Below are 18811 nucleotides of genomic sequence, written 5' to 3'. Positions count from 1 at the left end.
ACATGTTCCCGTCCCGTCGACTGGAGGAACAGATGCGTCTCCGATCGTTCGTCACCACGGCACTGGCCGCCGTCCTGGCCGCCGGTGCACTCGCACCGCCCACACCGGCCGCGGCGGCCACCGCCGACCGCTGGGGCTTCGCGTACGTCAAGGACCCGACCGTGCCGGCCTGGACCGTGCTGGACACCAGCCGGCAGTGGGGCAGCTGGAAGACCGCCTTCCCAGCCGCCTGGGCCGACGGCATCAAGCTCGCACCCGGCCGGTTCCAGGTCCGTTTCCCGCAGATCGGTGCCAGCTCACGCGGCGTGCCGCACGTGACCCCGGTGAACCGGACCGGTCACTACTGCGAGGTGGTCCGCTGGTTCCAGTCCGGCACCGACGAGATCGTCGACGTGCAGTGCCACAAGCCGGGCGGCACGCGCGACGACACTCCGTTCACAGTGCTCTGGACGACCAGCTCGGGTGTGCTGCCGGCCGGCACCTCCCATGCGTACGTGCAGTGGAGCAGCGGGCTGGTGGCGCAGTCGTACAACTCCACCGGTGGCGTGAACACGGTCGGGCCGCTGGGCGTCGGGCAGTACCTGGTGCGGCTGCCCGGGGTGGGATTGGCCGATCTGCTCGCCGGCAACGTGCAGGTCACCGCCGTGCAGCCGAACGCCGGTCCCCGCCGCTGCAAGGTCTACTCCTGGAGCGCGGTCGGCACCGGCGTGCAGGTGTACGTCTTCTGCTACGACCAGGCGGGCGCGTTCATCAACACCGACTTCGCCCTCTCGTACCACCGTCGGCGGCCGGTGATCGGCTCCCTCGGCCCACCCTCGTACTTCGGCTACCTGGGTACCGCCGTCGGCGGGCCGACCAACGACAACTCGGTGCTCGGCGTCGGCGCGAACACCGTGGCACCGCTGGCGCCCTCCGGCCGCTACCTGGCGACCTTCCCGCAGATCGGCATCAAGGAGACGCACGCACAGGTGGTGGCGCAGGGCGCCGGCAGCACCTACTGCCACCTCACCCAACCCTGGCCGTACACCACCAACGCCGACGTCGACGTCATCTGCTTCGACAACACCGGCGCGGTCACCCCGCACAGGTTCCTGGCCACCTTCACCTCCCGGCTCTGACGCCGGGCCGCGCCGGCGGTGGCACTCCCGTTGCTGCCGGCGCGGTCGTGGCCCGGCGCTCGTGATGGATCATCGACCGGGGATGTGTGGACCAGACGGGAGCGTCCGACGAGCGACCGGCTGCGGCCGAGCTAGCCGGCGGTCGCCTCCCGCTGGATCTGCTCGAACTCGGCGGCCATCGCGGCGGCCAGAGTCTGCGCGGCGGACAGTGGGCGAACCATGACCGTGAACTCGTCGATCAGACCGGTCTCGTCCAGGTGCAGGAAATCGCACCCTTCGACGGCGACGTCGCCGATCCTCGCCTCGAACACCAGCGCGTGATCGCGACCTCCGTCACCGCTGAGCTCACGGGTGTACCGGAAGTCCTCGAAGACCCGCAGCACGCCGCGCAGGATCGCCGCGGTGATGGCCTTTCCCGGGTAGGGCTTGAACGCCACCGGACTGCGGAAGACCACGTCGTCGGCAAGGGCCGCCGTGATGGCATCGGGATCGCGTGCTTCAACTGCCGCGCGGAAGTCGATCACCTCGCCAGCGTACGGGGTCTTCCCGGCAGCCGCGTGCCCCGTACTCGTCGAGCCTGCACCGCGAGGCAGCCTGGTGTCGGCAGCATGACGGCCCGGCGATCGTCGGCCCTCCGCGAAGGGTTGATCGCCGGGCCGCCCCGGTGACGAGCCGCGCGAGGCGGCCCGTCGATCAGCCGCTCAAAGGCCGGCGGCGTGCGCGGCGGCGGTACCGCCGACCACAGGGAGGACGATGTTGCTGCTCTTCAGAGCGACCTGCAGGTTCGCGGCGGTGGTGTCCGCCTGGCTGGAGTACTGCGGGTAGCTGGCCACGATGATCACGCCGATCCGGTGGCCGGGCTTGAAGACGTAGTCCTCGGGCAGCAGCGGGAAGCTGAAGTTGTACGACTCCCCCGGCACCAGTGGCACGGCGACGCGGATCGACTGCCGGTTCTGGGCGTCCATGATGCCCTTGGTGACCAGCTCGTAGTCGGCGGTGGCCACCCGCTTCGCCGTCTGCTTGTAGCAGCCGTCGTCGGTCGGGCTGCTCTGGCCCCAGCAGTCCTCAGTGGTCAGGGTGATGATCCCCTCGCCGGAGGCCCGGTGCGCGACCCGCTCGTCGGTGCCGTAGTCGACCAGGATCGCCCCGAGGTTGGTGTCGGTCTGGTCGGCGGACGCCCGCAGTTGCACCGTGGGTGTGCCGGAGATGTGCAGCGGCGCGGTCAGTGGCGCGGAGAGGAAGGCCAGCCGGTTGGGCTGCACCACGTCCGGGTTGAGGATCATGGTGTTCTGGCTCTGCGTGCGGCTGTCCTGGAACGCCCCGGTCGCCGGCTTCGCGGTGGGCACCAGCCCGAGACCGCCCGCGCCGGTGGTGGCGGGCTGGAGGAACACCTCGGTGTCGGCCTTGCCGGGGATCGGCCAGTCGGCGTGGGTCTCCCACACGTCGGCGGAGCGCTCCAGGTCCACCCGCGGCTCGTCCATGATGCCGTTGGGGACGTTCTGCAGCCAGAAGTCGAACCACCGGTGCAGCGTCGACACCCACACCGCGCGGCGCGAGTCGAACGGGTCGACGTGGCCCTCCTGCGACAGCCACAGCTTGCGCGGCACGTTGTTCTCCGCCAGGGCGTACCAGAACTTGCTGAAGTGGTCCGGCCGGACGTTGTCGTCGTTGAGGCCGTGGTAGAGCAGCACGCTGGCGGTGACGTTGGGGACCTTCTTGACGTAGCTGCGCTCGTTCCAGAAGGCCGTGTAGTCGCCGTGCTCGTCGCCGTCGGCGGCGCCGATCGCGTCGCGCACCGGCTTGCAGTAGTCCCGCCGCTCGGGGTTGGTGACCGTGTTGGCCAGCGACGACACGTAGCTGTTGCCACGGGTGACCACGCCGTTGCTGCGCACGTAGTCGTAGTACTCGGTCGGTCCGCTGATCGGCACGACAGTGGTCAGGCCCTTGACGCCGGTCACCGCCGTGGCCATGGCCAGCGAGCCGTCGTACGACTTGCCGATCATCCCGGTCCTGCCGTTGTGCCAGTCGGCCTTGACTATCTCACCGGCGGCGTTGCGGGCGGTGGCCCGGCCGTTGAGCCAGTTGATGGCCTGCTTGGCGCTGAGGTTGTCCTGGTTGGCGTTGGTGGTCGGGCATCCGGTGGAGTTGTTGGTGCCGACCATGTCCAGCAGGATGACCGCGTAGCCGCGCGGCACGAAGTAGTTGTCGTAGAACAGCGGCCACTTGTCGAGCAGCCCGTCGCCGTCGAGGTCCGCCTTGCACTCGGACTCGTTGCCTCGGCAGACCGTCGAGTAGTAGGGGCTGGCGTCCATCACCACGGGGGCCTTGAGCCCCTGCGCGGTGGCCGCCGGCCGCATCAGGTCGAACGCGATGATGTCGCGCAGACCGTCGTTGTCGCTGTCGAAGGTGGAGTCGATGAACAGCCGTTCCCGAATGGCGTCGGCGTAGCCGAACACCGGCTGGGTGACGCCGTCCTGGACGACGATCGACGGCGGGCCGTCCGCCGCCTGCGCCTGCGGCGCCGCGCCGAGGGCGGCGAGCACAGTCGCGGACAGTACGGCCACGCCTGTGCGCCAACGCGTTCCCACTGTAGGCATGCAATCTCCTTGATGTGTCCGAGGCTGCGTACGCTACGAGCCGACGGCCCTGTGCCACCACCTGCACGTGTAGGAACTTCACCGGGCGTGGTTCGACGGGGCGCGGCCCTCGTCGAAAGGCACCCGTGCTCGGGTACGGAGGTGCCTCCGTGCGGCGCCGACCGGTGCCGGGTCGGCGCCGCACCGAGGTGCTGTGGGGCGGGACTACGGCTGGTCGGCCAGCACCAGCTCCCGCAGCCGTCGGTCGAGTGTGGGGGCGTCCACGCCGCCCGGCCAGCCGCGGAGCAGGGCGCCGCCCTTGGCCACCAGCACGACGGCCGGCGGCTCCCGCACCGCGTACGAACGCCAGATCGTCTGCTGGTCGTCCACGACGATCGGGTACTCCACCCGGTGAGCGCGGAGGTAGTCCTGGACCTCGTCGGCCTGGTCCGCGCCGGCCACGCCGACGAAGACCACCCGGTCCCGGTAGCTGCGGGCCAGGTCACTGAGGGCGGCCTGGTTGCTGGCGCAGGTGGTGCACCAGGAGCTGAAGAAGGTGAGCACGACGGGACGCTGCGCCCACAGCTCGGCGGCGGCGAACGGTGTGCCGTCGGTCAGCGCGCCGGTGAATGCCGGGGCGGCCGGGGCGGTGCCGGGCACCGGGCGCAGCGCCAGGTCGGCGGGGACCGGGCCGGGCAGCGCCGTCGCGCCGCCGGCGGGCGTCGGCGCGGGCTCGGGATCGGGCGTGCTGCACCCGCCCAGCAGCGCCGCCGCGAGCAACAGCGGCAGGAGTGCCCGCCTCATGAGGGGACCACCGCCACCAGCGCCGGGCCCTCGCTGCTGTCCGGCGTCAGGTCGAGCGCCGGCCGGCCGTCCACCTCCAGCCGGTACGAGTCCCGCTGCGGCACGCGCACGTCGACGGCGAACTCGCAGTAGGTGGGCAAACGCTCGACCCCCAGGTCCTCGGTGAAGGCCGCCACAGCGGTCCCCGCCGGCAGCCGCCCGCTGGCCAGTGCCGCTCCGTCGGGGTCGAGCACGCGGAACGATGCCCGGTTGTGGAAGTGCTGGTAGGGACCGGTACCGGCGCAGTCCACGCCCGCGGCCCGGATGTTGATGTCGCGAACAAGGACCCGGACGGTCGTCGGGGAGACCGCCTCCTCGGCAGCGCCGACGGCACCGCAGCCGGTCGCGCCGACCAGCAGCAGGGGCAGCAGAGCCATGGTGCTTCGCCGCACGTCATCCTCCTTCCGTCCGCCTGCCGGGTCCGCGGCGGCAGGCCGCCGCGGACCCGGCAGGAACGGGGTCAACCCTGGGCGTCGGTCAGGACTTCTCGACCCGGCACTGCTTGGTCTCCGTCTTCGTCGGGTCGCTCTCCGAGGTCGCGGTGAGCTTCACGAAACCGGTGGTCGCGGCGGCGGCGGTGGCACCCACCGACACCTTGACAGTGGTGGCCTTACCGAACTGCGCGGTGGCGAGCTGGTTGGGCAGCCAGGTCCGCCAGCCCTTGCCGGCGACCTCCGCCGACAGGCGGTAGACGTCCGACTTCAGGTACGCGGTGACGTTCTCCGGGTGCTGCTGTCCGCCGGCCGAGTACGAGCCGGTGTTGGTCAGCTCGAACGAGCAGGTCACCCCGCGGTTGGTCGGCTTGCCGCCGCCGGTCACCTCGCCCTTGCCGAGCGTCACGCCGTGACTGCTCGGCCCGCCGGTGCCGTCGAGCGAACGCACCGCCACCGTGTAGTTGAGCGAGCCGGCCGAGTCCCTCTTGAGGTCGATCACGTAGAAGTGCAGTCGGTTGGCCTCGTCGACGTACTCGTACTGGCTGCCGGTGTCCGCCCCGGCGTGGAACAGCGCGTCGGAGAGCTGCCGGTAGTCCCCCATGGTGATCTTCTGCGGGGTGCCGTCGGGCCGGTAGAAGTCGATCATGTCGATGTCCTGCGGGTTGGCGTCCACCACCCACTGGAACGGCGCGCTGTCGGCGTTCTTCGTCTTGCTCAGCAGCACACCGCTGTCCGGAGTGAAGGAGTCCGCGCCCATCCGGTCGACGACCTCGACTGTGTAGTTGTTGAAGTTGCCACCGTCGCACAACGGGTCGGTGGTGACACCGCACGTCGGCGACAGGTCCTTGTTCAGCGCGATGTTCACGCCGCTCAGACCCTTCGGGCCGGCGTCGACCGCCCGAGCCGTGACCTGTGCGACCACCAGGCCCGAGGAGGCCAACGACTCCCGCGACAACCGCAGCACGTGCTCCTCACCGAGCAGGCCGATCTTGAGCTTGTCCCGAACCGTGTGCAGTGAGCCCATCGAGCCGCCGTTGGTCGGTGGGATCTGCCAGCGGGTGTGCGGACCGCCCGGGCCGTTGAACGACCCGCGCGACATCATGCTCCAGATCCCGGTGTACGCCCTGCGCAGCGGCTCGCCGTACGGGTTGTTGTAGTTGTCGCCGATGCCCAGCAGATGGGTCAGCTCGTGGGCGTAGACGCCCATGCCGGAGCTCTCCCCCTGCGTCGAGGAGCCGCCGCCGGCGTTCGGCCACAGTGTCGCCGCCGCCTTCCACGAGGTCCAGTCCACGTAGCGGGTCTTCGCCCAGTTCGGCAGGTTCGGGTCCGGCGGGCCCCAGGCGTCCGGCACGTCCTCCTTGTTCTGGAAGATCATCTGACCGAACTCCTGCCAGGTCGACGACTCGTCCTGCCCGGCGCTGAGGATGAACACCAACTCGTACTGGTTGGCGACCTCCTCGCCGACCGCCGCCCGCCAGGCGCCCAGGCCGTCGGTGCGGATGTTCTTGCCGCACACGTCCCCGCTCGGGCAGGCACCCGGGTTGAAACCGTTGTCCAGCCCGTACTGGTAGGACTTGGCCGGCACCTGGTACGGCCCGAACCCGGTGAGGTCGACGCCGTAGCGGCCGTTGGAGTCCTGCATCCAGTACTCGTGCAGGGTGTGACCCTTGTTGAGCGTGTTCGGGGTGTTCAGGAAGTCCTGGTAGAACTTCGGCACGTCCGCCCGGGGGATGTTCGTCGCGACGGACTGGGGGTTGCCGAAGACCGTCGATCGGGCCCGCTGGGAGACCGCGAACGTCTCGTCCGGATAGTCGAGGGCCACCAGGGCGATCTTGAAGTTGCGGACCGAGCCGGACACGCTCGGGTCGGCCCAGTTCTTGCCGGGCACGGCCTTGTAGTCGTTCCAGGTCATCGTGTCCGGGTTCTGCCAGGCCTGCGGATCGAGGACCTGGAACGGCGCGGTGCCGCCGGCCGGGTTGGCCGGGGCCGCGGCGGCCTGCGCCGCCCCGGTAGCCACGAGCGTGGTCACCACGGCGGCGGCCAGCACGGCCCGCCTCAGCCGGGCTCGGTTGGGGGTACGGTGCACGAAATCACCTCTCGTCGGAGGAAACGCGGTGCCGGCGCCCCGGTGGGGGCTTTCGCGGAGCGCCTGTCAGCAAGCCGCGCAGCGAATCTAGGAGGGCGGGTCGGTGCCGGTCACCGTGCAGATGTCGGCAGGTGAGCCGGCCACTTCCGACACCTGAAGGACCGATGCCCCCGACGGCTCAGCCAGGGGAGGCTCCGGAGGCCGGTTCGGTGGTCGCCGCCAGGGCCCGCCGCACGTCCTGGCGTACCCGGTCGACGGCAGCCTCGGACAGGGGTCCGCGTGGTGGGCGGCACCGCCCACCGAACCGTCCGGCGCACTCCATGGCGAGCTTGACGGCCTGCACCGACTCGGGCCGGGAAGCCCAACCGAGGATCGGGTGCAGTTCGGCGTAGAGCGGCAGCGCCCGGCCCAGGTCGCGGGCGACGCACAGCTCGTACAGGCGCACGGCCTGGCGGGGCAGCGCGTTGGGCAGGGTGGCGACCCAGCCGGTGGCGCCGCACAGCACCAGCTCGAGCACCACGTCGTCGGCGCCGACCAGCACGTCGACGTGGGGGCAGAGATCCCGTAGGCGATGCAACCTGCGTACGTCGCCGGTGACCTCCTTGACCGCGACGATCCCGTCGATCTCGGCGACGGTCGCCAGCAGGTCCGGTGTGAGGTCCAACCGGGTGTCGGACGGCTCGTTGTGCGCGACCACCGGCAGCCCGACCGCCGCCACCTCCCGATAGTGGGCGACCACGTCGGCGGGGCGGGCAGCGGGCCCCTCGGGTGGCCGCGCCAGCACGCCGTGGGCACCGGCCTCGGCGGCCTGCTCCGTCCAGTGGCGGGCCTGCCTGCTGCCGTAGCCACCGACGCCGGGCACCACCGCGCAGCCGGGCGGCGCGGCCTGCACCGTCGCCTGAACCACGGCGGCCCGCTCATCGTCGGTGAGAGCCCGGTACTCCCCCACCGACGCGCACGGCGCGACTCCGTGGCACCCCTCGGCAGCGAGCCAGCGGACGTGTTCCTGGAGCTTGTCGACGTCGACCGACAGGTCGGCGCGGAACGGCGTGGTGAGGGAGACCAACACGCCCCGCCAGGGCCTAGCGGTTCCCACTCGCAAGCCCCCTCTCCGCCGGCACCGCCAGGTGTGGCGGCGTCGACGCGATCCGTACCGGAACCCTAGGAACGTCCGCCGCCGCGGTCTTCGGACAGATGCCGGAACAGCCGCGTCACCGGCCGTCTTTTTGTCGTGACTTCGACAGTGGACCTTGCGCGATGACCCATCGGCACCGGAGGGTAAGGACTGGCGGTCGCGCGATCCCTGTCACGCAGCGCAACCAGGGGAGTTTTATGCACGGTGAGCTCCAGCGAATCGTCGACGCCGTCGCCGCCAGGGTGGGGCGACCCGCCCTCATCGAGGACCGACGACAGCGGGTGGTCGCCTACAGCGAGCACGACGGTCCGATGGACGACGTCCGGCGGACGTCGATCCTGCGCCGGCAGACGACGCCGGAGGTGATCGCCTGGTTCCGGGACATGGGCGTGCTCACGGCGCACGCGCCGATCCGCACCCCCGCGTGCGCCGAACTGGACCTGCTGGCAAGGGTGTGCGTGCCGATCCGGCACGACGACCTGCTGCTCGGGTTCGTGTGGTTCATTGACGCTGATGGTTCGATGACCGATGCCGACATCGCCACCGCGACCGGCCCCTTCGCCGACCTGTCGCTGGCCCTGTACCGGGAGAACCTGCTCGGTGAGCTCGCCTCACAGCGGGAAACCGAGGCCACCCGCACCCTGCTGGTCGAGAGCCGGCAGGCGCGCGAGCACGCGGCGCGGGCGCTGCTGGAGGAGGGCGTGGTGGTCGCCGACGGGTCGACCGTCGCGCTCGTCGCCCAGCTCGTGCCGGCCGCCGGGCGGCAGCCCGACGAGGTGGCCCGGATCGCCCTGGAACAGGCCCTGGTCAACACCCGCCGCTGGATCGGCGTGCGGGAGACGCTGCACCTGGTCTGGCACGACCACGGGGTGCTGCTGGTCTGCGGCGACCGGATCGCCGGCCGACCCTCGCCGGAAACCGCCGCCGGGCACCTCAACGACGCGCTGGGCACCGCGACCCGGGGCCTGGCCTCGGTGGACCGGACGGTGACCGGGATCGGCCAGCCTCGTGCCGGGCTGTCCCACGCGGTGGAGTCCTACCAGGAGGCCGCGCAGGCCGCCCGGGTCGGCACGCAACTGCCCGCGCTGGGCGGAGTGGTCTCCTGGGCCGGCCTCGGCATCTACCGGGTGCTGTCGCAACTGGACAGTCAGCACCTCGCCGTCGCGTGCGTCCATCCCGGGCTGGAGCGGTTGCTGCGCGACGATGCCCACCAGGTGCTGCTGGAGACCCTGGAGGCCTACCTGGACCTGGCGGGCAACGCGCACGCCACCGCCGAGAAGCTCCGCTTGCACCGGACGACCCTCTACTACCGGCTGCAACGGGTGGAACAGCTCGCCGGGACCGACCTCAAGGACGGCAACGAACGGCTGTGCCTGCACCTGGCCATGAAGCTCGGTCGGCTCACCGGCCACTACCGCACGCCGTGACGCCGCCGCCCGCCGGTGGGGCCACAGCGGACAACAGCGGCTGGTCTGAGCGGCCGTCGAGACGGTCCCGGGCGTTCCTCGTCAGACGAGGCGGGTCATCCACCCGTACGGGTCGGCGGCCCGACCGTACTGGATGTCGAGCAGGTGGCGGCGCAGCCGCATGGTCACCGAGTCCTCGGCACCGGCCTTCGGGGCCGTCACCTCGCCGCCCTCCCAGACCAGGCGCCCGACCGGTGTGACCACGGCGCCGGTGCCACACGCGAAGACCTCGGTGATCGCGCCGGAGGCCACACCCTCCTGCCATTCCCTGATCTCCACCGGGCGCTCCTCGACCTCCAGGCCCAGATCCTTGGCGAGGATGAGGATCGACGCCCGGGTGACGCCCTCGAGGATCGTGCCGAGTGCCGGTGTGACGATCCGTCCGTCGGCGGTGATGAAGTAGAGGTTCATGCCGCCGAGCTCCTCCACGTAGCGGCCCTCGGCGGCGTCCAGGAAACAGACCTGCTCACAGCCGTGCTCGGCGGCTTCGACCATCGGCGCCAGGCTGGAGGCGTAGTTGCCGCCGCACTTCGCCTCGCCCGTGCCGCCCCGCGCCGCCCGGGTGTACTCGGTGGAGAGCCAGATGGAGACCGGCTTGACGCCACCGGAGAAGTACGCGCCGACAGGGCAGGCGATCACCATGTAGGTGATCTCCTTCGCCGGGCGAACCCCCAGGAACGGCTCGGAGCCGAACATGAACGGCCGCAGGTAGACGCTGTATTCGTCCTCGTCCGGCACCCACACCTGATCCGCACGGACCAGTCCCTCGACCGAGGCCATGAAGTCCGGCACCGGCAGCTCGGGCAGTGCCAGCCGCCGGGCGGACCGGGCGAAGCGCTCACCGTTGGCGTGCGGCCGGAACGACCAGATCGAGCCGTCACGGTGCCGGTACGCCTTCATGCCCTCAAAGATCTCCTGGGCGTAGTGCAGGACGGCCGCCGCGGGGTGCATGAGGATCGGACCGAAGGGGATGATCTCGGAGTCCTGCCAGCCGCCGTCGGGCCTCCACACCGCCCGTGCCATGTGGTCGGTGAAGTACGTGCCGAACCCCGGATTGGCCATGATCTCGGCTCGCCGCTGCGCGCTCGCCGGGCTCGGATTCTGGTGCAACGGGAACGACAGGCTCATCGCCGGGTCCTCTCATGGGCCGCATCCCTGGGCGCTCAGGTCACCGAGCACGAACACGCAGGGGAGGTTGTCGGATGACGGGTGCAGAATACCGACGGTGCGCCATCCGCTCGGGGCGCGGCGCGTGCGTCCCGTCGTCTCGCCAGTTCGCGGCGCGAGGCGATGCCGAGCTTGCGGAAGATCTTGCGTAGGTGATAGTCCACGGTGCTCGGGCTGATGAACATCTGAGCCGCCACCTCGCGGTTGGAGGCACCGTCCGAGACCCGCCGCGCGATGTCCCGTTCCTGGCTGGTCAGGCAGCGGCTCTGGGTGAAGTGGTGTGTCGTGTCGTGGCAGGCCAGCCTGCTGCGCAGTTCGCGGCGTGATGCGACGCCGAGCCGGTGGAACACTGCGCGTAGGTGATGTTTGACGGTGTGGGTGCTGATGACCAGGTTCGCCGCGACCTCGACGTTTGTGGAGCCGGCCGCCACCAGTAGGGCGATCTGTTCCTGCCGCGGGGTCAGTACCGCATCGGGAAGGGCTCGGGCAGGCTCGGCTACGACGCGGTGCATGGTGCTCCTCGGGCGAGGGTTCGGGGTCTCGACGACGATCCGATCGCACCGCGGTGCACGACGAGTGCAGACTGAGTGCTCGCCCTATCCGCTCAGGACGCGCCCCTCATCAAGCTCAGGCGGGCCCGAACATACGCGACCATTGTCCGGTATGTCTCGGCCTGCTCCATGCCGGCGAATTCGATGAGTTCCCGGAAGCCGTTGTCGGCGATCAGGTTCTCGAACTGCTGGCACCCGCGTTCCGCACGCACCAGGTCGCCCAGATCGAACGCGGCCCGCGCGAGGATCGCCGCGACGGCACACCGGGGCCCGTCCGACTCACAGACGCCTTCCGCCAATCCCCACTCCGACACCTTCACCGCTTGTTCGAGGCGGCCGAGTTTCCAGGAGGACTCGGCGATGAGCTGCGCGTAGTAGATCTTCAGGTGATCGAGGTGCTGCGCGACGGCAATGGCCAGCCCTTCGTCAGCGAGCCGTGTGCCGGTCTCGAACCGGTCGGACCCCAGGAGCGCTCTCGTGAGTGTCAGCAGCGAGACGGCGAGCAGTTCCTGGCGCCCCGTCTGCCGGGCAAGACCCACCGAGCGTTCGCCGTACGCGTTGGCGGCGTCGTGGTCGCCACGCGACAACGACAGCACGGCGAGGTTTCGTAGGACGTCGGCCTGTCCGGCCAGCTCTCGGGCGCCTTCGAAGATGGACAGGGCTCGACGCAGGTGTTCGTCGGCCTGCGGCAGCGGGGCGAAGACCTCACCGACGGTACGAAGAAGTTCGGCCTCCACCAGCGGCTCACCGAGCACGCTGACCAGATCGAGGATCGCGAGTACGGTCTGTGTCCGGCCCGGGGGTATGGAGTTGCTGCCCGGCGCCGAGGCGGCGAGGACCATGGCCGCCGCGTCACGCCCCAGGCCGTGCGCGAGGGCCAGGTCGATGGTCGCCCACAGCGCGGCGCGTTCCCGCGCGTACCAGGCGGCAGCCTGTGGCACGCTGTCGAACGACTCAGGTGTCACCTCTGACGGCGGTTCGCTGACGTCGCCGACCGGCTGCCGGTGGTGTGTCGCGTACGCGGCGCGGGCCGAGTGCAGGTAATGCGTGATGAGGCGCCGCTCGTACTCGGGTCGTTCCTGATCCTCGTCGAGGAGTTCACCCGCGTAGGCCCGCAACAGGTCGTGCAGCACATACCGCCCGGCCTGCGACTCGTCGAGCAGATTCGCGGTCACCAGTTCCATGAGCAGTGCGCGCGCCTGTGCGCGACCGACTCCGGCGACACTCGCCGCCGACTCCAGCGTGATCCCCGGCCCCGGGTGGACGGCTAGGGCACGGAAGGCCTGCGCCGTCGCGGGGTCCAGGGCCTGGTACGACCACGAGAACACCGATCGGACATCGTCGGTGGAGTCCACGCTGGACAACGCGTCGAGCCGGGCGGACGGCGCGGAGACGTCGCTGACGGCCGCGCTCAATGGCAGGGCCGGATTGAGGGCGACGCGGGCCGCGACGATCGCCAGTGCGAGCGGCAGCCCGGCGCAGAGCGTGATGACTCTGTCCAGGGCCTCCGGGTTCGCTGTGGCGCGGCGGGCTCCGAGGCGGTTGATCAGAAGCTGGCGGGACTCGGCCCCGGTCAGCCGATCAACATGCAGGTAACGCGCGCCCTCCCGGGTTACCAGGCTCGTCATCCGGTTGCGGCTCGTCACGATGACCAGACAACCCCGGGTGGCCGGCAGCAGGGGGCGGACCTGAGCGGAGTCGCGCGCGTTGTCCAAGAGGATCAGGAGTCGACGACCGAAGAGGCGGCTGCGGTAACGGGCTGCCTGCGCGTCGACGGTCTCCTGCGGTGACGAGACCGCCGGCTCGCCCAGGGACGCGAGCAACGTGGCGAGTGCCTCCTCCGGTGACATGACGCGTCCGTCCGGATCGAGACCCCTCAGGTTCAGGAACAACTGGCCATCGGGGAACTCGCTGGCGATCTGGTGGGCCCAGTGCACGGCGAGCGCGGTCTTGCCGATGCCGCCCATGCCGCCGAGCACGGTGATCACGATGGCCGCATCGCCGAACGCGTCGGACAGTTGGTCGTCGAGCACGGCGGCCACGTCGTTTCGGCGGACGAAGCCCGCGACCTGGGGCGGCAGCTGCGCGGGCCGGAGAGCCTCGGGCGGGCGCAGTTCCTCCTGGAGGGTCCAGCCGCTGGCGAGCAGTTCCCGGTACGCCTCGCGCAGCTCCGGCCCAGGGTCGACCCCCAACTCCTCGGCGAGATGTTGACGGGTCCGCTCGAAGACCCGCACCCCTTCCGCCCGGTGACCGGTGGCCAGGTACGCGCGCATCAGGCACGCCTGCAGCGCCTCGTCCAGGGGCACCGCGGCGGCCACGCTCAGCAGTGGGGTCAACACGGTGTCGGCCATGCCGTTGGCGATCGCCGCCTCGCTGGCGGCGAGCGCCACCGCGACGCGCTCCCGTTCGATGGCGACGAACTCCGGCGAGCTCGACGCACTGGCCGGAAGGTCGGTGAACGCAGGGCTGCGGCCAAGCTCCAGAGCGGTCAGGTACGCCCGGACGCCGGCCATGACGTCGCCGCCGGCGAGTGCCTCGCGGGCCCGCCGAACCAACTCGCGATACATGGCCAGATCGGAGTCCTCGGTCGCGAGGACCAGCCGGTAGCCCGTACCGGCCGGTAGGAGGTAGCGACCGGTTTCGCGGACGTCCAGCTCCGGTTCGAAGATCCGCCGGATGTGCCCGACGTGCCGGTGGACCTGGTTGGCGGCGCTGGGCGGCGGTTGGTCGTCCCATACGCCGTCGATGATGGCGTCGAGGCTGACCGCGTCACCGCCCGCGGCAAGGAGCTTGGCCAGGATGATCCGCTGGCGCACCGGGCCAAGATCGACGTCCGAGCCGTCCCGCCGGCAGCCGAGACCGCCGAAGACCTTGAACTCGCAGTGGGACCGCGGCGCGTCCGGGGGCCTGCGGTCGGGCGTCGTCACGATTGACATCCTAGGGATGGAAGGGCAGCGGCTTCGCTTTTCGGCCCAGCCTGCGGTTTGCCCCGGCTCCCCCGCATCGCCCACTTCTCGTTGTCCGTCGAGCCGTTCGCCGACAACGGGACTACGTGGTTCGGGTGATTCGCGAAACGGTGCCATCTCCGTACCTTCGGCATGGTTCCAACGCGGAACGCAAGCCCAAGGAGTGCGCATGCCCCATGTCACAGTTGGCTCAGAGGGAGCCGATCCGATCGAGATCTATTACGAGGATCACGGTGCCGGCAGGCCGGTGGTACTCAGCCACGGCTATCCGCTGAGTGGGCAGGCCTGGGAAAAGCAGGTCTCGGCACTGCTCGCGGCCGGTTACCGGGTCATCACGTACGACCGGCGGGGTTGGGGCAATTCCAGCCAGCCCGACGGTGGATACGACGTCGACACGTTCGCCGACGACGTGAACGCGCTGCTCACGAAACTGGACGTACGCGATGCGATCCTCGTGGGTCACTCGATGGGAACCGGCGACGTTGCCCGGTACCTGGGTCGTCACGGCACCGAGCGGGTCGCGAAGGTAGTGCTGATGTCGCCGATCCCGCCGTTTCTCCTGCGGACGGACGACAACCCCGAAGGCGCACCGCAGTCGTTGTTCGACGGGTTCATCCAGGCCGCACGGGCGGACCGGAACGGGTGGCTCAAGCAGTTCCTGGAGAACTTCTACAACTTCGACGTCTACGGCGGTTCGCTGGTCAGCGACGAGGCGTTCCAGGCGAGTGTGAACGTGGCAGTGGCCGGATCTCCCGTCGCCGCCGTGGCCTGCATCCCGACGTGGCTCACCGACTTCCGCGCCGACCTGCCCAAGATTGACGTGCCGGTACTCGTGATTCAGGGCGACCAGGACCGGGTCCTACCCATCGGGGTCACCGGCCAGCGGCTGTCCGCCTTCATCGCGGATTCGCGCCTGCTCGTCATCGAGGGCGGGCCGCACGCCATTGCCTGGACCCACAGCGATCAGGTCAACGCCGCCCTGCTCGACTTCTGCGCGAAGTGAAGTAAGCAAGTGAAAGGAAACACCGTGAATTTGTTTTCCCGGCGGCGCCTCATCTCCGTGGGCGTGGTCATCGGTGCGCTCACACTGGGTGGTGCCGGTATCGGCACCGCCCAGGCCTCGACAAGTCACACCCTGCACTCGCGGCCCGCCACCGCCAAGCCGACAGTCGTGCTCGTGCACGGGGCATGGGCGGACGGGTCGAGCTGGGACAAGGTGGCGGCCAAGCTCCAGCACGACGGCTACCGGGTGGTCACGCCGCCGAACCTGCTGTCCGGCGTGGAGAACGACGCCGCCAACCTGCGCGCGTACCTGGACACCATCACCGGACCGATCGTCCTCGTCGGGCACTCGTACGGCGGCATGGTCATCACGAACGCCGCCCGGGGCGACGAGCAGGTCAAGGCCCTGGTCTACGTCGACGCGTACATCCCGGACCAGCACGACACCGTGCTGTCGCTGACCTCGGCCGTGCCGGGCTCGATCTTCGCCGCCGACGTGTCCACCGTCTTCGACCAGGTCGCGATCCCCGGTGACGACCCGCACAACGTCAACCTCTACGTGAAGCCGTCGATCTTCGGCAAGGCGTTCGCCGACAAGAGCATTTCCGCCAAGGACGTGGCGGTGCTGGCCTCCCGGCAGCGTCCGCTGGCCTTCAGTGCGCTGGTCGAGGAGTCCAAGGAGCCGGCCTGGCTCACCATCCCCTCGTGGTCGGTGGTCGGCAAGCAGGACGCCGTCATCCCCGCCGCGCAGCAGGTCGCGATGTCCAGGAGGGCCAAGGCGCACACGATCGAGATCAACGCGCCCCACCTGTCCATGATCACCGACGCGGGCGCGGTCACCAACCAGATCGAGGCCGCCGCCAAGGCGACCGACTGACACGACGACCCGACTGACACGACGACCGGCCGTGGCACCGCTCACGCGATGCCACGGCCGGCCTTTTCGCCACCCGGCTCTGGTTGCTGCCGGGTTCAGGAGACCGTCAGGCGGTCGTCCGGGCCGCCTCCAGGATGACCTCGGTGACCTCGCCGGGATGCGAGATCAGGCCCAGGTGACCGGCGTCGATCCGGGTGATGTCGGCGCCCGCCCGCTTCATCATCTCTTCCTGGCGGGCCGGCGGGATGACCCGGTCCTCGGTGCCGATGACCGCCCACACCGGGATCGTCTTCCACGCCGGCTCGGTGGCCGGCTCCCCCAGCGCGTTCGTGGCCAGAGCGGTCTGGGTCACGGCGAGCACCTCCGCCTGCCGCCGGGGCAGACCGTTGGCGAAGCCGGGGATGAACACCTTCGGCAGGACGTACGCGTCGGCCGCGCCCTCCGGGGCACCGGGGAACGGTACGAGCTTGAAGACGCTCGTGGGGTCGGTCAGGGCCGGTTCGAGAATCGAGCCGGAGCCCGCGGTGAGCTCTTCCACGGTCTCCCCCTTGTCCGGGGCGAAGGCGTCGACGAACACGAGCGCCTTGACGTTCTTGTTGCCGGTCGCGGCGTCGCTCGTCACGAAACCGCCATAGGAGTGGGCGGCGATCACGATGGGACCTTCGATGGTGGACAGGAAGTCCTTCAGGTAGCCGCTGTCGATCGACGGCCCCCGGTTGGGTTGCGGCGCGACCTGGACATCGAAACCGCGTGCCTGGAGTCTCTTGACCTCCCCACTCCAGCTCGAACCGTCCGCCCAGGCGCCATGCACCAGGACGATGGTTGGTTTGGTGCGATGCCCCTCGTCCGGGTTTGGTCGCGCACCGCCGTCCGCGGACACGCCTGGGGCGGCTGAGCCGAGCACCGTCACCAGCGTCGCGGCGGCGAGCGTTGCGGCGATGGTCTTCGGCCGACGTAGCGAGATACCGAGCATGGTCTCTTCTCCCTCGTTGGTCAGTGGTTTCCGAACGCGGGCAGATGTGCGCACGCTGGCGCGATGACGTGCCTGATCGCCCGACCTCACCGTATTCACGCCAACAGCGAATCTCGGACAGAAGAGGAAAATAACTCGACTTTCACCTTGCGGGAGGACACGCCACCAAAAGGGCTCATGCTCTCCTCTCGCGGCGACTGCTCCCCGCTATCTGTAAACAACCCTTGATATTAAGCGTTACGAACGTCAATATGTGGAGGTCGCGGGTCGTCGAAGCCTGGGAGTGAGCCATGAGAAGACGTCGGATTTTCGCAGCGCTGGCCGGGGCGGCGATGACCGTCACGGCCGCCGTCGCCTTCGTCCCCAGCAGCATGGCGGCCGTACCCTCGGCCAACGCCGTTCCGATGGTCGCCTGCACCGCCCCCACCTGGTCCGAAGGACCCACCTACCAGGTGGGCGCCCAGGTCACCTACGGCGGCCGGCTCTACCAGGCGCTGGTCACCCACACCGCGCACCCCGGCGCCGGTTGGAACCCCGCCTCGACTCCATCGCTCTGGCGTGACCTCGGCGCGTGCTCGGGGACCACCCCGCCGCCCACCACGCCACCACCGACCACAACTCCCCCCACCACGCCACCACCGACCGGTGGGACCTGCGCGGTGAAGTCGCGGCCCACCGGCAAGGTGCTGCAGGGCTACTGGGAGAACTGGGACGGGGCCTCCAACGGCGTGCACCCCGGCCTCGGCTGGATCCCGATCACCGACAGCCGGCTCAACCAGCACGGCTACAACGTGATCAACGCGGCGTTCCCGGTGATCCGCTCGGACGGCACGGTCCTCTGGGAGAACGGCATGGACGCCGGCGTGAAGGTTGCCACCCCGGCCGAGATGTGCCAGGCCAAAGCCGCCGGCGCCACCATCCTGATGTCGATCGGCGGGGCCGCCGCCGGCATCGACCTGAGCTCCAGCGCGGTCGCCGACAGGTTCATCGCGACGATCGTGCCGATCCTGACGGCTTACCACTTCGACGGCATCGACATCGACATCGAGACTGGCCTGACCGGCAGCGGCAACATCAACACCCTGTCCACGTCGCAGGCCAACCTGATCCGGATCATCGACGGCGTGCTGGCCCGGATGCCGTCGAACTTCGGCCTGACCATGGCTCCGGAGACGGCCTACGTCACCGGCGGCAGCGTGGTCTACGGCTCGATCTGGGGCTCGTACCTGCCGATCATCAAGAAGTACGTGGACAACGGCCGGCTCTGGTGGCTGAACATGCAGTACTACAACGGCAGCATGTACGGCTGCGCCGGCGACTCGTACCCGGCGGGCACCGTGCAGGGCTTCACGGTGCAGACCCAGTGCCTGAACAACGGGCTCACCATCCAGGGCACCACCATCCGGGTGCCGTACGACAAGCAGGTCCCGGGCCTGCCCGCGCAGATCGGGGCCGGCGGCGGCCACCTGTCGACGTCGTTGGTCACGCAGGCGTGGAACTCCGTACCCGGCCTCAAGGGCCTGATGACCTGGTCGGCGAACTGGGACGGGTCGAAGGGGTGGACCTTCGGCGACAACGTGAAGCGCCTGCAGGGCCGCTGACGGCTGACCGACGCCG

Annotated in this window: 15 protein-coding genes; 5 read left to right on the top strand and 10 right to left on the bottom strand. The window is 69.8% G+C overall.

Translation table 11 applies throughout. The features are described 5' to 3' along the window. Positions 1-32 precede the first annotated feature (32 nt). Positions 33-1118: a hypothetical protein gene (locus tag ACIBEF_RS11755; RefSeq protein ID WP_396793334.1), complete on the top strand. Its 1086-nt coding sequence runs from the start codon at positions 33-35 to the stop codon at positions 1116-1118. Between the two features lie 131 nt (positions 1119-1249). Here ACIBEF_RS11755 and ACIBEF_RS11750 read toward each other — a convergent pair whose 3' ends face one another. The 6 genes from ACIBEF_RS11750 to ACIBEF_RS11725 form a co-directional block, all read right to left on the bottom strand. Then, entirely contained in the window at positions 1250-1642 is a 393-nt protein-coding gene (locus ACIBEF_RS11750) for a nuclear transport factor 2 family protein (RefSeq protein ID WP_396793332.1), read from the bottom strand. A 177-nt stretch (positions 1643-1819) separates the two neighbouring features. Beyond that, the gene (locus ACIBEF_RS11745) at positions 1820-3715 is read right to left on the bottom strand and encodes a CocE/NonD family hydrolase (protein WP_396793330.1); all 1896 of its coding nucleotides are present in this window, start codon (positions 3713-3715) and stop codon (positions 1820-1822) included. Positions 3716-3919: 204 nt separating this feature from the next. Then, complete coding sequence (locus tag ACIBEF_RS11740; protein ID WP_396793328.1) at positions 3920-4498, bottom strand: TlpA family protein disulfide reductase; 579 nt, start codon at positions 4496-4498, stop codon at positions 3920-3922. Then, on the bottom strand, positions 4495-4929 hold the full coding sequence (locus tag ACIBEF_RS11735) for a hypothetical protein (RefSeq protein WP_396793326.1): 435 nt from the start codon (positions 4927-4929) through the stop codon (positions 4495-4497). Before ACIBEF_RS11735 ends, ACIBEF_RS11740 begins: the two co-directional genes overlap by 4 nt. Positions 4930-5014: 85 nt before the next feature. Continuing rightward, on the bottom strand, positions 5015-7057 hold the full coding sequence (locus ACIBEF_RS11730; RefSeq protein ID WP_396793324.1) for a M6 family metalloprotease domain-containing protein: 2043 nt from the start codon (positions 7055-7057) through the stop codon (positions 5015-5017). Between the two features lie 178 nt (positions 7058-7235). Continuing rightward, the gene (locus ACIBEF_RS11725) at positions 7236-8126 is read right to left on the bottom strand and encodes a dihydrodipicolinate synthase family protein (protein WP_396793323.1); all 891 of its coding nucleotides are present in this window, start codon (positions 8124-8126) and stop codon (positions 7236-7238) included. Positions 8127-8389: 263 nt separating this feature from the next. Between ACIBEF_RS11725 and ACIBEF_RS11720 the strand changes: the two genes are divergently transcribed. After that, positions 8390-9619: a PucR family transcriptional regulator gene (locus tag ACIBEF_RS11720; RefSeq protein WP_396793322.1), complete on the top strand. Its 1230-nt coding sequence runs from the start codon at positions 8390-8392 to the stop codon at positions 9617-9619. A gap of 81 nt (positions 9620-9700) precedes the next feature. Here the strand turns inward: ACIBEF_RS11720 and ACIBEF_RS11715 are convergent, their stop codons facing one another. From ACIBEF_RS11715 to ACIBEF_RS11705, 3 genes are all read right to left on the bottom strand, one after another. After that, complete coding sequence (locus tag ACIBEF_RS11715; protein ID WP_355006426.1) at positions 9701-10786, bottom strand: branched-chain amino acid aminotransferase; 1086 nt, start codon at positions 10784-10786, stop codon at positions 9701-9703. A 35-nt stretch (positions 10787-10821) separates the two neighbouring features. After that, a complete protein-coding gene (locus ACIBEF_RS11710; protein ID WP_396793320.1) occupies positions 10822-11337 on the bottom strand; it encodes a response regulator transcription factor in 516 nt (171 codons plus the stop codon). 92 nt (positions 11338-11429) lie between these two features. After that, positions 11430-14303, bottom strand: a complete 2874-nt coding sequence (locus ACIBEF_RS11705) for a BTAD domain-containing putative transcriptional regulator (protein ID WP_396793318.1) — start codon at positions 14301-14303, stop codon at positions 11430-11432. 208 nt (positions 14304-14511) lie between these two features. Between ACIBEF_RS11705 and ACIBEF_RS11700 the strand changes: the two genes are divergently transcribed. Both ACIBEF_RS11700 and ACIBEF_RS11695 read left to right on the top strand, forming a co-directional pair. Then, positions 14512-15345 (top strand): alpha/beta fold hydrolase, encoded by an 834-nt coding sequence (locus tag ACIBEF_RS11700; protein WP_396793316.1) that lies wholly within the window; start codon positions 14512-14514, stop codon positions 15343-15345. 24 nt (positions 15346-15369) lie between these two features. After that, entirely contained in the window at positions 15370-16221 is an 852-nt protein-coding gene (locus ACIBEF_RS11695; RefSeq protein ID WP_396793314.1) for an alpha/beta fold hydrolase, read from the top strand. 106 nt (positions 16222-16327) lie between these two features. Here ACIBEF_RS11695 and ACIBEF_RS11690 read toward each other — a convergent pair whose 3' ends face one another. Next, positions 16328-17194: an alpha/beta fold hydrolase gene (locus ACIBEF_RS11690; protein ID WP_396793312.1), complete on the bottom strand. Its 867-nt coding sequence runs from the start codon at positions 17192-17194 to the stop codon at positions 16328-16330. Positions 17195-17484: 290 nt separating this feature from the next. On the opposite strand from ACIBEF_RS11690, the gene ACIBEF_RS11685 reads away from it, so the two are divergent. After that, positions 17485-18795, top strand: a complete 1311-nt coding sequence (locus ACIBEF_RS11685; RefSeq protein ID WP_396793310.1) for a carbohydrate-binding protein — start codon at positions 17485-17487, stop codon at positions 18793-18795. The last annotated feature ends 16 nt before the right edge of the window (positions 18796-18811 follow it).

The sequence above is a fragment of the Micromonospora sp. NPDC050795 genome (assembly GCF_044456785.1).
In the GTDB taxonomy this organism is placed as follows: Bacteria; Actinomycetota; Actinomycetes; order Mycobacteriales; family Micromonosporaceae; genus Micromonospora.
The sequence above is the reverse complement of the archived record's forward strand: the minus strand, read 5'-3'. Positions and strand labels throughout refer to the sequence as shown.